Origin of the sequence: Kitasatospora sp. NPDC092948 (assembly GCF_044754805.1) — a bacterium.
Classification (GTDB): Bacteria; Actinomycetota; Actinomycetes; order Streptomycetales; family Streptomycetaceae; genus Kitasatospora.
This window is the reverse complement of record NZ_JBIVPU010000003.1, coordinates 273,085-286,841: the sequence shown is the minus strand read 5'-3', so window position 1 is coordinate 286,841 and position 13,757 is coordinate 273,085. Positions and strand designations below refer to the sequence as shown.

General features: G+C 72.7%; 11 protein-coding genes and 1 tRNA gene. 2 read left to right on the top strand and 10 right to left on the bottom strand.

Going from position 1 to position 13,757, the window contains the following annotated elements:
• Positions 1–78 precede the first annotated feature (78 nt).
• Positions 79–151, bottom strand: a tRNA-Thr gene (locus tag ACIQF6_RS10800).
• A 181-nt stretch (positions 152–332) separates the two neighbouring features.
• On the opposite strand from ACIQF6_RS10800, the gene ACIQF6_RS10795 reads away from it, so the two are divergent.
• Positions 333–2,231, top strand: a complete 1,899-nt coding sequence (locus ACIQF6_RS10795) for an FUSC family protein (protein ID WP_400892794.1) — start codon at positions 333–335, stop codon at positions 2,229–2,231.
• Between the two features lie 36 nt (positions 2,232–2,267).
• On the opposite strand, the gene ACIQF6_RS10790 is transcribed toward ACIQF6_RS10795, so the two are convergent.
• The 9 genes from ACIQF6_RS10790 to rsmI form a co-directional block, all read right to left on the bottom strand.
• A complete protein-coding gene (locus ACIQF6_RS10790; RefSeq protein WP_400892791.1) occupies positions 2,268–4,082 on the bottom strand; it encodes an ABC-F family ATP-binding cassette domain-containing protein in 1,815 nt (604 codons plus the stop codon).
• 75 nt (positions 4,083–4,157) lie between these two features.
• Positions 4,158–5,144: an aldo/keto reductase gene (locus tag ACIQF6_RS10785; RefSeq protein ID WP_400892788.1), complete on the bottom strand. Its 987-nt coding sequence runs from the start codon at positions 5,142–5,144 to the stop codon at positions 4,158–4,160.
• Positions 5,145–5,227: 83 nt separating this feature from the next.
• Positions 5,228–6,154, bottom strand: coding sequence for a 4-(cytidine 5'-diphospho)-2-C-methyl-D-erythritol kinase (locus ACIQF6_RS10780; RefSeq protein WP_400892786.1), 927 nt, complete (start codon positions 6,152–6,154; stop codon positions 5,228–5,230).
• Positions 6,154–7,035, bottom strand: a complete 882-nt coding sequence (gene rsmA, locus ACIQF6_RS10775; protein ID WP_400892783.1) for a 16S rRNA (adenine(1518)-N(6)/adenine(1519)-N(6))-dimethyltransferase RsmA — start codon at positions 7,033–7,035, stop codon at positions 6,154–6,156. Before rsmA ends, ACIQF6_RS10780 begins: the two co-directional genes overlap by 1 nt.
• 16 nt (positions 7,036–7,051) lie before the next feature.
• Positions 7,052–7,627 (bottom strand): Uma2 family endonuclease, encoded by a 576-nt coding sequence (locus ACIQF6_RS10770; RefSeq protein WP_400892780.1) that lies wholly within the window; start codon positions 7,625–7,627, stop codon positions 7,052–7,054.
• Between the two features lie 54 nt (positions 7,628–7,681).
• Positions 7,682–8,569 (bottom strand): TatD family hydrolase, encoded by an 888-nt coding sequence (locus ACIQF6_RS10765; protein ID WP_400892777.1) that lies wholly within the window; start codon positions 8,567–8,569, stop codon positions 7,682–7,684.
• Complete coding sequence (metG, locus tag ACIQF6_RS10760) at positions 8,569–10,203, bottom strand: methionine--tRNA ligase (protein ID WP_400892774.1); 1,635 nt, start codon at positions 10,201–10,203, stop codon at positions 8,569–8,571. The genes ACIQF6_RS10765 and metG overlap by 1 nt, the downstream gene beginning before the upstream one ends.
• Before the next feature lie 84 nt (positions 10,204–10,287).
• Positions 10,288–10,710, bottom strand: coding sequence for a hypothetical protein (locus tag ACIQF6_RS10755; RefSeq protein ID WP_400892771.1), 423 nt, complete (start codon positions 10,708–10,710; stop codon positions 10,288–10,290).
• A gap of 188 nt (positions 10,711–10,898) precedes the next feature.
• Positions 10,899–11,744, bottom strand: a complete 846-nt coding sequence (gene rsmI, locus ACIQF6_RS10750; protein ID WP_400892768.1) for a 16S rRNA (cytidine(1402)-2'-O)-methyltransferase — start codon at positions 11,742–11,744, stop codon at positions 10,899–10,901.
• Positions 11,745–11,849: 105 nt separating this feature from the next.
• Between rsmI and ACIQF6_RS10745 the strand changes: the two genes are divergently transcribed.
• On the top strand, positions 11,850–13,673 hold the full coding sequence (locus ACIQF6_RS10745) for a dolichyl-phosphate-mannose--protein mannosyltransferase (RefSeq protein ID WP_400892765.1): 1,824 nt from the start codon (positions 11,850–11,852) through the stop codon (positions 13,671–13,673).
• Positions 13,674–13,757 lie beyond the last annotated feature (84 nt).

The window sequence follows — 13,757 nt, the reverse complement described above, 5'->3', positions numbered from 1 at the left end:
TTGGAAAAACCGGCGAAGCGCCGAGGAGCCCCCGAAAACGCCGAAGGCCCCGCCGTGAGGCGGGGCCTTCGTCTGCTGAGCCCCCATGCGGAATCGAACCGCAGACCTTCTCCTTACCATGGAGACGCTCTACCGACTGAGCTATAGGGGCTTGTTGCTCCGGGCGCCCTGCGGGCTCCCCTTGCGACGAGGGAAACATTACATGCTCGGCGGACCCCATGGGAAATCGGCTCCGCGCAGGTCCGAGGGCTAAACTGCCCGAGAAGACCCGATCTGCCGTGCAATGTCGCCAGCAGCCGCGAACCTCTCGTGCAGCAAAGGCGCGTGATTCCGTGTCAGCCCCCGGCCGCAGCCCCGCATCCGGTTCCTCCTGGTGGGCGCTGGCCCTGCGGCCCGCCCGGCCGCCGGTGCCGTGGCGGCAGACCGTACGGGCCGCGGTCGGAATGGCGGTCCCGCTGGTCGCGGGGCTGCTGACCGGGCGGCTGGACCTGGGGGTGTTCGCGGCGCTGGGCGCGATGCACGCCACCATGAACGACCGGGTGGAGCCGCTGCGGCTGCGCGCCCCGCGGATCGCGCTGGCCCTGACCGCCTCCACCACCGGCATGCTGATCGGCACCTCGCTCCAGCACCGCGGCGCGGACGGGCTGCAGGTCGGCCTCGCACTGACCGCGCTCGGCTTCGTCGGCGGCGCGCTGTCCGCGACCGGCCCGCGCGGCTCGGCGGCCGGCATGCTGCTGCTGGTGTCGGCCTCGCTGGGCGGCGGCATGGCGCTGCCGCACCCGTGGTGGGCGGCGCCCGCGATGATGCCGTGCGGCGCGGCGCTGGTGCTGCTGCTGGGCCTGCGCTACCGCACCGACGTACGGACCGACCCGCGCACCGTCGCCCTCGCCGAGGTCTACCGGGCGCTCGGCGCCATGCTGACCGCCCTCGGCACCCCCGACGGGGCGGCGGCCCGACGGGTGCTCACCGCGCGCCTCAACCTGATGCAGGACCTGCTGCCGGCGGCCCGCCCGGGCCGTCCGGAGTCGCAGCGGCTGCGCAGGCTGCGCCGCTCCTACGAGGCCGCGCTCGGCGCCACCGAGGCCGCCGCCGGGCTGCTCTGGGCATGGCGTCCGGTGCCGCCCGAGGTCGCCGGGTTCCCGGCCGCGCTGGCCCGGCAGATCACCGGCGGCCCCGAGCCCGACTACCCGGACTGGCAGCCCGACACCCCGTCCCGGACGGCGTTCGACACCGCGCTGCGGGCTGCCGCCGACACCGTCGCGGGCCGCTGGGCCCCGCTCGACACCGCCGCCCCGCCCCCGCCCGACCCGTGGCGGCTGCGCGCCCGCCTGCTCTCGCGCGGCTCGGTGCGCTACGGCCTGCGGGTCGCGCTGTGCGTGGCGGTCGCCGAGGCGGCCGTCAACGCGCTGACGCTGAGCCGCAGTTACTGGGTGCCGCTGACGGTGGCGTTCGTCCTCAAGCCGGATCTGGGCTCGGTGTTCCAGCGGGCCGTCAGCCGGGTGCTGGGCACCGTGCTGGGCATCGCCGTCACCGCGCTCCTGCTGGCCGTCACCACGAACTCCTGGGCGCTGAGCATCGCGGTCTCGCTCTGCGTGGCGCTGCTGCCGTACTCCACCGCCGCGCACTACGGGCTGAACACCGCCGTGATGACACCGGTGGCGCTGATCCTGGTGCAGCTCGGCGGGGAGAGCGGCGCCGCCGAGTTCTGGCCGCGGGTCCTGGACACCACGCTGGCCAGCGTGATCGTGCTGGTCTTCGGCTACCTGCTGTGGCCCGAACGCGCCCCGCACCGGATCGAGCCCGGCATCGTCACCGCCGCCGCCACCGTCCGCGAATACCTGGCCACCGTCGCCCGCGGCGAGGCCGTCGCCGAGGTGTGGCTGCGCCGCACCGCCTACCGGGCGCTCGCCGACGCCCGCAGGCAGGTCCAGCTCGGCCTGACCGAGCCCCCGCCGGCCGGCCGCCTCGCCGAACAGTGGCTGCCCGCCACCGCCGCCCTGGAGCGGCTGGCCGGCGCCGTCGCCGCCTACGCCGCCCAACTCCGGTACGGCGGACCGGAACCCGAGCCGGAGGCGGTCGAGCGCGTGCTGCACTCGCTCGACCGACTCACCGACGCCGCCCGCGCCCACCGCCCGCCGTCCGGCCGCGCCGCCCGCCCGACCGGCCCGCACGACCCCACCCGCAGCGCACTGGCCCGGGCCGCGGACGAGCTGGACGTCCTGCTCGACTGACCGCCCCGGCGCCCGGTCAGGACCTCAGAACCCGACTCAGACCTGCTCGGCCAGCTCCAACCAGCCCATCTCCAGCTCCTCCTTCTCCTCGCGGACCTTGCGCAGCTGCCCGTCCAGCTCGGCGACCTTGGAGAAGTCGGCGGCGTGCTCGGCCAGCTGGGCGTGCAGCTTGGACTCCTGCTGGTCCAGCTTGGCGATCTGCCGCTCCAGCTTCTGCATCTCCTTCTTCGCCGCCCGCAGGTCGCCCGCGGACAGGCCGGAGGCGGTCTCCGCGGCGGCCGGGACCTGCGCGGCCGCGGCCGCGGCGGCGGCCTCCGCCATCGCGGTGCGGCGCTCCAGGTACTCGTCGACGCCGTTCGGCAGCATCCGCATCCGGCGGTCGCCGAGCAGCGCGTACGCGGTGTCGGTGGTCCGCTCGATGAAGAACCGGTCGTGGCTGATCACGACCATCGAGCCGGGCCAGCCGTCGAGCAGGTCCTCCAGCTGGTTGAGGGTCTCGATGTCCAGGTCGTTGGTGGGCTCGTCCAGGAACAGCACGTTCGGCTCGTCCATCAGCAGCCGCAGCAGCTGGAGCCGGCGGCGCTCACCACCGGACAGGTCGCCGACCGGCGTCCACTGCTTGTCCTTGCCGAAGCCGAACTGCTCGCACAGCTGCCCGGCGCTCATCTCCCGGCCCTTGCCGAGGTCGACCCGGCCGCGGACCTGCTCGACCGCCTGCAGCACCCGGGTCGTCGGGTCGAGCTCGGCCACCTCCTGCGAGAGGTACGCCAGGCGCACCGTCTTGCCGACCTTGATCACACCGCCGGCCGGCTGCACGTCGCCCTCGGTCGCGTACGCGGCCTGCATCGCCCGCAGCAGCGAGGTCTTGCCCGCGCCGTTGACGCCCAGCAGGCCGATCCGGTCGCCCGGGCCGAGCTGCCAGGTCAGCCGCTCCAGGAGCAGCTTCTCCCCCGCCTTGACCGTCACGTCCTCCAGGTCGAAGACGGTGCGGCCCAGCCGCGCGTTGGCGAACTTCATCAGCTCGGACTTGTCGCGCGGCTCCGGCACGTCCGCGATCAGCGCGTTCGCCGCCTCGATCCGGTAGCGCGGCTTGGACGTCCGGGCCGGGGCGCCGCGACGCAGCCACGCCAGCTCCTTGCGGGCCAGGTTCTGCCGCTTCTGCTCCTCCGTCGCCTCGATCCGGGAGCGCTCGGCGCGGGCGAACACGTAGTCCGAGTAGCCGCCCTCGTACTCCCGCACCTCACCGCGCTGGACGTCCCACATCCGGGTGCAGACCTGGTCCAGGAACCACCGGTCGTGGGTGACGCAGACCAGCGCGGAGCGCCGGTTCTGCAGGTGCTTCGCCAGCCAGGCGATGCCCTCCACGTCCAGGTGGTTGGTGGGCTCGTCCAGCACGATCAGGTCGGGCTCGCCGAGCAGCAGCTTGGCCAGCGCGATGCGGCGGCGCTCACCGCCCGACAGCGGGCCGATCACGGTGTCCAGGCCGTTCGCGAACCCGGGCAGGTCGAGGCCGCCGAACAGGCCCTGGACGATGTCGCGGATCCGGGCGTCGCCGAGCCACTCGTGGTCGGCCCGGTCCGCGATCACCTCGTGCCGGATGGTCGCCTCCGGGTCCAGCGAGTCGTGCTGCGTCAGCACCGCCATCTGCAGCCCGCCGGAATGGGTGATCCGGCCGCTGTCCGGCTCCTCCAGCTTCGCCAGCATCCGGATCAGCGTCGTCTTGCCGTCGCCGTTGCGGCCCACCACGCCGATCCGGTCGCCCTCGCTGACGCCGAGGCTCACCCCGTCCAGCAGGGCCCTGGTGCCGTACACCTTGGTGACGGACTCGATGGTGGCGAGGTTGACGGCCACGAAGCTGCACTCCTGTGAGGAAGGGGGTGGAACGAACCCCAAGCCTAGTGCGGACGTGCACCGCCGCTGTTCGTCCTACCGCGCCCGGTCCAACCGGGCCCGCTGCCCGTCCGTCAGTTCCAGGTCCAGCGCCCCCAGGCTCTCCTCCAGCTGCGCCACCGAGGACGCCCCCACCAGCGGAACCACCGGGATCTCGCCGCCGAGCAGCCACGCCAGCACCACCTGGTTGCGGGTCGCCCCCGTCTCCCGGGCCACCGCGTCGAGCACGGCGAGGCGGGCCGGGGTGCCGGCGTGGTCGAAGGACGGGCCGAGCGGCTTGTCGTCGCGGACGTAGCCGCCGCCGAGCAGCGGGGAGTAGGCGACCAGGGTGAGTTCGGGGCTCTCCCTGAGGTACGAGAGCAGGTCGCCCTGGACGGCGGCCTGGTCGCCGTCGGGGCTGAGCAGGCCGGGACGGTCGCTGCGGCGGCGCAGGTAGGTGTGGGCGTACTGGAGCACCTCGTAGCCGGGCAGGCCGGCCTGCGCGGCGAGGTTGCGGGCGCGTTCGACCCGCCAGGACCAGTGGTTGGAGACGCCGAGCAGCCCGACCGTCCCCTCGTCCACCAGCTCGCCGAAGGCGTGCACGGTCTCGGCGAGCGGCACCGCGGTGTCCTCGATGTGCGCGTACAGCAGGTCCAGCTTCTCCACGCCGAGACGCCGCCGACTGGCCTCCGACGACGCCCGGACCACCTCCGCCGACAGCCCCTCGCCGTTCTCGACGAACCCGGTGCCGGGGGCCTTCGGGCGGGCGCCGAGCTTGGTGGCGATCACCACCTCGTCGGTGATGCCGCGGCTGGCCCGCCAGCGTCCGATGACTTCCTCGCTGGCGCCGCCCTGGCTGCCGTCCTGCCAGTACGCGTAATTGTTCGAGGTGTCGACGAAGTTGCCGCCGGCCTCGACGTACCGGTCCAGCACCGCGAAGGAGGTGGCCTCGTCGGTCAGCGTGCCGAACAGCATCGCGCCGAGGCTGAGCACACTGACCTCGCGACGGGTGCGCGGATCGGTTCCGATGGTGCGCTTGCGCATCCGGGTTCCCCTCGTCCCGCGACCCGCCCGGTGCGGGCCGCGCAAAACGAGTCTGGAACCTGGAGTGCACTCCAGGTCAAGCGTCAGCCGGCGGCCCGGACCACCTGCGCGCCCGGGACCGGGCCGTACGTCGCGTGGGCGGTGCGGCAGGTGCCGGAGGCCCGGAGGGCGGTGGCGATGTGGGCGGCGGCGTCGGCGTCCTTGGCGAGGAAGGCGCAGGTCGGGCCGGAGCCGGAGACCAGGGCGGCCAGGGCGCCGGCCTCGGTGCCGGCGTGCAGGGTGTCGGCGAGCGAGGGGCGCAGCGAGACGGCGGCGGCCTGGAGATCGTTGCTGAGGGCGTCGGCCAGGGCGACGGGGTCGCCGTCGGCGAGGGCGGCGAGCAGCGCGGGGTCGGCGTCCGGGGTGGGGACGTCGTCGATGGTGGCGCCGGTGCCGGACTCCTCGCGGAGCCGGTCGCACTCGCGGAACACCGCCGGGGTGGAGAGTCCGCCGTCGGCGACCGCGAAGACCCAGTGGAAGGTGCCGGCGACCGGCAGCGCCTCCAGGATCTCGCCGCGCCCGCGGCCCAGCGCGACGCCGCCGAGCAGCGCGAACGGGACGTCGGAGCCGAGTTCGGCGGCGAGTTCCAGCAGGGTGTCGAGGGGGGTGTCGAGGCCCCAGAGGGCGTCGCAGGCGAGCAGGGCGGCCGCCCCGTCGGCGCTGCCGCCGGCCATGCCGCCGGCCACCGGGATGGCTTTGGCGATGTGCAGGTGGACCCCCGGGTCGGGCAGGCCGTGGTGGGCGGCGAGCAGGCGGGCGGCGCGGGCGGCCAGGTTGGTGTCGTCCAGCGGGACGGCGTCCGCGTCGGGGCCGGTGCAGGTCAGCGTGACGCCGTCGGCGGCGGTCGCGGTGACCTCGTCGCCGAGGGCGACGGCGAAGAACACGTTCGCCAGGTCGTGGTAGCCGTCGGGGCGGACCCCGCCGACGCCGAGCTGGACGTTGACCTTGGCGGGAACGCGGACCGTGACCATCACTGCTCCGGAGTCTTCGGCTTGTGCTCGGCGATCGCGGCGAACTGCTCCACGGTCAGCATCTCGCCGCGCAGCGTGTGGTCGATGCCCGCACCGCGCAGCGCCTCCTCGGCGGCGGCCGGCGAACCGGCCCAGCCCGCCAGCGCGGCCCGCAGGGTCTTGCGGCGCTGCGCGAACGCGGCGTCCACGACGGCGAACACCTCGCGGCGGGTGGCGGTGGTCGACGGCGGGTCGCGGCGGATCAGCGAGACCAGCCCGGAGTCGACGTTCGGCGCGGGCCAGAACACGTTCCGCCCGATCGCGCCGGCCCGCTTCACGTCCGCGTACCAGTTGGCCTTCACGGACGGCACGCCGTAGACCTTGTTGCCGGGCTTGGCGGCGAGCCGGTCGGCGACCTCGCTCTGCACCATCACCAGGGTCCGCTCGATGCTGGGGAACGTCTCCAGCATGTGCAGCAGCACCGGCACGGCGACGTTGTACGGCAGGTTCGCCACCAGCGCCGTCGGCGCGGGGCCGGGCAGCTCGGTGACGTCCATGGCGTCGCTCAGCACCAGGTCGAAGTTGTCGGCCTTGCCGGGCATCCGGCCCTTGACGGTGTCCGGCAGGTGCCGCGCCAGCAGCGGGTCGATCTCCACCGCCGTGACGTGCCGCGCCACCTCCAGCAGCGCCAGCGTCAGCGACCCGAGCCCCGGCCCGACCTCGACCACGGCATCCTGCTCCGTCACCTCCGCCGCCCGCACGATCCGCCGCACGGTGTTCCCGTCGATGACGAAGTTCTGCCCGCGCTGCTTGGTCGGCTTCACGCCGAACGCCTCGGCCAGCGCACGAATGTCGGCGGCCCCCAGCAGGTGGCCGTCGGAGGTGGGTTCGGTGGTGCTCACCCGCCAAGGATACGGGTCAGAGTTCCACCAACTGCTTGAGATCGATCTCGACGGGGAACGGCAGGTCGCTACGGAGCAGTCCTTCGTGCACGGCGACCGGGAGGTAGATGCCCTGCACGTCATCGCGGCGGAACTCGTGCACGACCGGAAGATCGTCGTCACCGCGCTCGACCCGCCAGTAGGACGGGACGCCTTTCTCGGCGTAGAGGCCGGGCTTGGCGAAGCGGTCGGCCGTCCGCGAACCGCAGGAGACGACTTCGACGGCCAGGGCCACCGACTCGATCGGGGTGCACGCCAGCTCGCGCATGCTCAGCCCGACCTTGTCGAACACGACGACATCGGGCAGGAGCGCGGTGCGCTCGTCGATCAGAACACAGCGCTCGGCGTTCACCGCGTACTGCTCCGACCGGGCCTCACGAAGTGCGGAGCGAAGTTCGTCCCGCACCTGGTCGTGCCACCACACAGTCTGTCCCTTGACCACGATCGCTCCGTCCACCAGTTCCCACTTGAACGGCAGATCGAGCTCACTGACCTGGTCAAACGTCCAGCCATTGGCCGGCGGATACACCCAGTCGATCGGTTCGGCGCTCATCACAGCCTCCTCACTGCCTGCATGCTAACGAGCAGGCCCCACGTCCGGATGCGGTCAGTAACCGAACGCCTTGGCCGTGTTCGCGGCAATCGCCGTCGCCAACTCGTCCTCGCCCAGCGCCAGATGGGCCGCCATCGCACGCAGTGTGACCGGGATCAGGTAGGGGGCGTTGGGGCGGCCGCGGTAGGGGTGGGGGGTGAGGAAGGGGGCGTCGGTCTCGATCAGGATGCGGTCGAGGGGGGTGGCGGCGAGGGCTTCGCGCAGGGGGTGGTTGGCCTTGTAGGTGACGGGGCCCGCGAAGGAGAGGTACCAGCCGTGTTCGGCGCAGGTGCGGGCCATCGCGGCGTCGCCGGAGTAGCAGTGGAAGATCGTCCGTTCGGGGGCGCCTTCCTCCAGCAGGACGGCGATGACGTCCTCGTGGGCCTCCCGGTCGTGGATGACCAGGGCCTTGCCGTGGCGCTTGGCGATCTCGATGTGGCGGCGGAAGGACTCCTTCTGGAGGTCGACGCCCTCGGGGCCGGTACGGAAGTAGTCGAGGCCGGTCTCGCCGACGGCGAGGACGTGCGGGAGGGCGGCGAGGCGGTCGATCTCCGCGAGGGCGGCGTCGAGCGCGTCCTGCCCGCCGGGCGAGCGGCGCCGGCCGGACCAGCCGTCGGGGTCGCCGAGGAAGATCCGCGGGGCCTCGTTGGGGTGCAGCGCGACGGCGGCGTGGACCTGCTCGTACTCGGCGGCGAGGTCGGCGGCCCACTGCGAGCCGGGCACGTCGCAGCCGACCTGGACGACGGTGGTGACGCCGACCGACGCGGCGCGGGCCAGCCCTTCGGCGGGGGTGCCGGACTGCATGTCGAGGTGGGTGTGCGAGTCGGCGACGGGGACGGCGAGCGGCTCGGGGAGCGGCGGCGGGGTGGAGCGGTCGTCGTTCTTCTTGGCGTTGGCGGCCATCAGGAGGCGGTCTTCTCTTCGGGGGCTTCGGGGGCTTCGTGGGCTTCGAGGCGCGGGAACAGGATGTCGCCCTTGGTGACGAGGGCGCCGGCGGGCAGGCGTCCCCAGTCGGCGACGGCGGCGAGGCGCTGCTCGGCGAGCGGGCCGAGCGCGGCCTCCGCGCCGAGGGAGTCCCAGAGCTTCGCGGCGGCGGACGGCATCACGGGGTTGAGCAGCACGGCGGTGGCCCGCAGCGCTTCGGCGGCGGTGTACAGGACGGTGGCGAGCCGGTCCCGGTGCTCGGGGGACTTGGCGAGCTTCCAGGGTTCCTGCGTGGTCAGGTAGCCGTTGACGGTCTTGATGAACTCGAAGATCGCGGCGATGCCGCCCGCGAAGTCCAGCTCCTCGCCGATCCGCCGGTCGGCTTCCGCCACCGCCCGGGTCAGGGCGTCCGCGACGGCCTGTTCGGCGGCGCCGGGGGCAGCGGCCGCGGGCAGCACCCCGTCGTAGTACTTGCCGATCATCGCGGCGACCCGGGAGGCCAGGTTGCCGAAGTCGTTGGCGAGTTCGGAGGTGTAGCGGGCGGTGAAGTCCTCCCAGGAGAACGACCCGTCGGTGCCGAACGGGATGGCCCGCAGGAAGTAGTAGCGGTAGGCGTCGACGCCGAAGTGCGAGGTGAGGTCGGTGGGCGCGATGCCGGTCAGGTTGGACTTGGACATCTTCTCGCCGCCGACCATCAGCCAGCCGTTGGCGACCACCCGCTTCGGCAGCGGCAGCCCGGCGGCCATCAGCATGGCGGGCCAGATGACGGCGTGGAAGCGCAGGATGTCCTTGCCCACCAGGTGCACGGAGGCGGGCCAGAGCCGGGCGAACCGCTCGGGGTCGGCGCCGTACCCGGCCGCGGTGATGTAGTTCTGCAGGGCGTCCACCCACACGTACAGGACGTGCTTGTCGTCCCAGGGCAGCGGCACGCCCCAGTCGAAGGTGGAGCGGGAGATCGACAGGTCCTTGAGGTCCTGTTCGACGAAGCGCAGCACCTCGTTGCGGGCGGCGGCGGGCTGGATGAAGCCGGGGTCGGCGGCGTAGAACTCCAGCAGCTTCGGGCCGTACGCGGAGAGCTTGAAGAAGTAGTTCTCCTCCTCCAGCCACTCGACCGGCCGCCGGTGGATCGGGCAGAGCTTCTCGTCCTCGGTGGCGCCGGGCAGCAGTTCGCCGGGGAGCTTGTACTCCTCGCAGCCGACGCAGTACGGGCCGGTGTAGCTGCCCCGGTAGATCTCGCCCTTGTCGTACAGGTCCTGGACGAACTCCTGGACGCGTTCGGTGTGCCGCGCCTGGGTCGTCCGGACGAAGTCGTCGTTGGCGATCTCCAGGTGCTGCCAGAGCGGCTTCCACGCTTCCTCGACCAGCCGGTCGCACCACTCCTGCGGGGTGACGCCGTGCGCCTCGGCGGTGCGCAGGATCTTCTGGCCGTGCTCGTCGGTGCCGGTGAGGTACCAGACGTCCTCGCCGCGCTGGCGGTGCCAGCGGGTCAGCACGTCGCCCGCGACGGTGGTGTACGCGTGGCCCAGGTGCGGGCGGTCGTTCACGTAGTAGATCGGCGTGGTGACGTAGTACGCGCCGGCGCCGGGGTGCTCTGCGAAGTCGAAGTGCGCCATAGCCGGGAATCCTAGTCAACGCCACGCGCCGCGGCCCCGGACCGCGGCCGCGGTCCGGGGCCGCCGGGGCCTCGACGAATCGGGTCAGGCGACCCGGTGGCGGCGCAGCAGCCGGTTCCACCAGTGCCTGACGTGGGGCTTGTGGGGCTTCTGCGGGCCCTCGGGTTCGGCGGTGGGGGCGTATCCCGGGGCTGCGGCCATGGCGGCCACGCCGGCCACCCGGCCGGCCCGCATGATCCGGACCCGTTCGCCGCCGCAGCCGGGGCAGACCAGTTCGCGCAGCGGGGACGGGACCTTGACCCCGTTCGCCTTGTACTCGACCACGGTGTGTCCGTCGCGGCCGGTGTGGTGCTCGATGTCGTACGCCTGCTCCCAGCCGTAGCCGCAGTTGAGGCAGACGAAGGAGTAGGCCTCGCGGACCGTCTCCACGGGGATGCGCGGCCGGGTGGTCAGCCCGAGGCCGCTGGGCGCTCCGCCTTCCAGGGGGCCGTCGATCGTGTCGCTCATGCGCCACCTCGCTTCGCTCGGAGCCCGTCGCCCGACCTGGCGGGCCCGGCGCGGGTCTTTCCATCCCAGGGAATGCCCGGGAGGGTCCGTCCGATGCCCGGCTTGCCAAGTCTTGGTTCCGAATTGGCCCTCCGCTGGGGTTGCTCATTCCAACGTACGACCGATTCCGGCCATGGGCACACGTCGGGTCAGCCGGCGTGCTTGGCGGCCACCACGGCGTCGAAGACCACGGACTTGCGCAGGCCCAGTTCGGCGGCGACCGCGGCGATCGCCTCCTTGCGGCGCTCGCCGGCCTCCTCGCGGACGGCGACCCGGCGGGCCAGCTCGGCGGGGCCGACCTCCTCGGGGGCGGCGGGCGGGGCGCCGGCCACCACCACGGTGATCTCGCCCCTGACGCCGTCGGCGGCCCAGGCGGCGAGGTCGGCGAGCGGGCCGCGCTTGACCTCCTCGTAGGTCTTGGTGAGTTCGCGGCAGACCGCGGCGGGCCGGTCGGCGCCGAACGCCTCGGCCATCGCGGCGAGGGTCTCGGCGATCCGGTGCGGGGCCTCGAAGAAGACCATGGTGCGCGGTTCGGCGGCGATCTGGGCGAGCTGCCGGGAGCGGTCGCCGGCCTTGCGGGGCAGGAAGCCCTCGAAGGTGAAGCGGTCCACGGGCAGCGCGGACAGCGCCAGCGCGGTGAGCACCGCGGACGGGCCGGGCACCGCGGTGACCTTGATCCCGGCGGCGACGGCCGCGTCCACCAGCCGGTAGCCGGGGTCGGAGACCGAGGGCATGCCGGCGTCGGTGACCAGCAGCACCCGGGCGCCGCCCTGGAGGGCGGCGACCAGTTCGGGGGTGCGGCCGACCTCGTTGCCCTCGAAGTAGGACACCACCCGGCCGGTCGGCGTCACCCCGAGCGCCTGGGTGAGCCGGCGCAGCCGCCGGGTGTCCTCGGCCGCGATGACGTCCGCCTCGGCCAGTTCGGCGCGCAGTCGGGGCGGCGCGTCCTCGACGTCGCCGATGGGGGTACCTGCCAGTACGAGAACACCAGTCACGGGACCATCCTCCCCTACCGGCAGGGGTCCTCACCGGGACGGACGCGTCGCGGTGCGGCGCGGACCGTGCGGGGACCCCTTGTGACTTCAGCCATTGCCCCTACGATGTGGCCCGTGAGCGGCGACATGGACAGTGGTATGGACCACCCTGAGCGGGGTGGCGTGACCGTGCTGGAATCGGCCGATCCGGCCGCTGTTCCGGGGCCGCGTGCCGAGCCCGAACCGGCGTCCCGGTGGGCCCGGGCGCTGTCCGGCGCGGGCTATCGCGCGCCGCGGCGCACGCCCCTGGACGAGCAGTTGGTGCCGCCGATGCCGGACGGCCCGGGCGTCACCCCGGAGCAGGTGGCGCCGTCGCCCCTGCTGGTCCGGCTCGGCATCCGGCTGCCGGACGCGCTGTGGTCCTGGCTGGTCCGCTGGTCCGGCTGGCTCGGCCCGATCGCGGTGGCGCTCTTCGCGGGCGTGCTGCGCTTCGTCAACCTCGGCGGGCCGCACGCGCTGATCTTCGACGAGACGTACTACGCGAAGGACGCGTACGCGCTCTGGCAGGTCGGCTACGAGACCAACTGGTCGGACGACGCCAACAACCTGATCACCGGGGCGAACCCGAGCGTCCCGTTCCGCACCGACCCGGCGTACATCGTGCACCCGCCGGTCGGTAAGTGGATCATCGGCCTGGGCGAGCAGATCTACGGCATGAACCCGTTCGGCTGGCGGTTCATGATGGCCGTGCTCGGCACCCTGTCGGTGCTGATGCTGGCCCGGATCGGGCGGCGGCTGTTCCGCTCCACCCTGCTGGGCTGCGTGGCCGGGCTGCTGCTGTCGGTCGACGGCCTGCACTTCGTGCTCAGCCGGACCGCGATCCTCGACCTGATCGTGATGTTCTGGTTCCTGGCCGCGTTCGGCCTGCTGCTGATCGACCGGGACCGCACCCGGGCGCTGATCGTGAAGCGGCTGGACGCCGGGCTGGGCACCGACTGGTGGCAGCTCGGCTGGCGGCCCTACCGGCTGGCGGCGGGCGTCAGCCTGGGCCTGATGATGGGCACCAAGTGGAGCGGCGGCCCGGCGATCGCCACCTTCGTCGTGCTGGTCGCGCTCTGGGACAACTCGGCCCGCCGGCTGGTCGGCGGGGTCCGCGCCGCGGCGGGCCTGCCGCCGATCGACGAGGCCTGGCGGTTCCTGCGCTACGTCTGGGACTGGATCTGCTCCGGTCTCGCCCTCAGCATCACCGCGTCGGTCACCTACCTCGCCACCTGGACCGGCTGGATCCTGTCCTCGGCCGAGCCCGGCAAGGGCGGTTACTTCCGTGACTGGGCGGCGCAGCACCCCGGCGGTTTCGGCCCGGACTGGTGGCGCAGCCTGTGGCACTACCACTTCACGATGTGGGACTTCCACACCAACCTGCACAGCCCGCACACCTACCAGTCCAACCCGTGGAGCTGGCTGTTCCTGGGCCGCCCGGTGTCGTTCTTCTACGAGTCGCCGAAGAACGGCCAGGCCGGCTGCACCGCCAACGACTGCGCCCGCGAGGTGCTGGCGATCGGCACCCCGCTGCTGTGGTGGGCGGGCATCGTCGCCCTGGGGTACTGCCTGTACCGCCTGGTGCTGCGCCGGGACTGGCGGGCCGGGGCGCTGCTGAGCGGGGTGTTCGCCGGCTACCTGCCCTGGTTCATGTACCAGGAGCGGACGATCTTCCTGTTCTACGCGGTGTGCTTCGTGCCGTTCCTGGCGCTGGCGGTGACCATGATGATCGGTGCGATGCTGGGCCCGGCCCAGGCTTCGCCGGACCGCAGGCTGGCGGGCGCCACCGGGGCGGGGCTGTTGATCGCGGCGATCATGTGGAATTTCCTGTATTTCTATCCGATCTACACCGGTCAGACGATTCCGATGACGGACTGGAACGGCCGGATGTGGCTCTCCACCTGGATCTGAGCCACACCGGAAAGCGTGTACCGGAACTGTCACAAACCGGTGATGTGTCGTGAGTGTGCGGATGGTGTCTGTCTAAGGTGTCGT

Bases quoted from the DNA above. Each gene is read 5' to 3' on its own strand.
- metG (WP_400892774.1), bottom strand. From the start codon at position 10,203: ATGGCGCACTTCGACTTCGCAGAGCACCCCGGCGCCGGCGCGTACTAC.
- ACIQF6_RS10780 (WP_400892786.1), bottom strand. From the start codon at position 6,154: ATGGTCACGGTCCGCGTTCCCGCCAAGGTCAACGTCCAGCTCGGCGTC.
- ACIQF6_RS10765 (WP_400892777.1), bottom strand. From the start codon at position 8,569: ATGGCCGCCAACGCCAAGAAGAACGACGACCGCTCCACCCCGCCGCCG.
- ACIQF6_RS10785 (WP_400892788.1), bottom strand. From the start codon at position 5,144: ATGCGCAAGCGCACCATCGGAACCGATCCGCGCACCCGTCGCGAGGTC.
- ACIQF6_RS10770 (WP_400892780.1), bottom strand. From the start codon at position 7,627: ATGAGCGCCGAACCGATCGACTGGGTGTATCCGCCGGCCAATGGCTGG.
- ACIQF6_RS10745 (WP_400892765.1), top strand. From the start codon at position 11,850: ATGTGGCCCGTGAGCGGCGACATGGACAGTGGTATGGACCACCCTGAG.
- ACIQF6_RS10755 (WP_400892771.1), bottom strand. From the start codon at position 10,710: ATGAGCGACACGATCGACGGCCCCCTGGAAGGCGGAGCGCCCAGCGGC.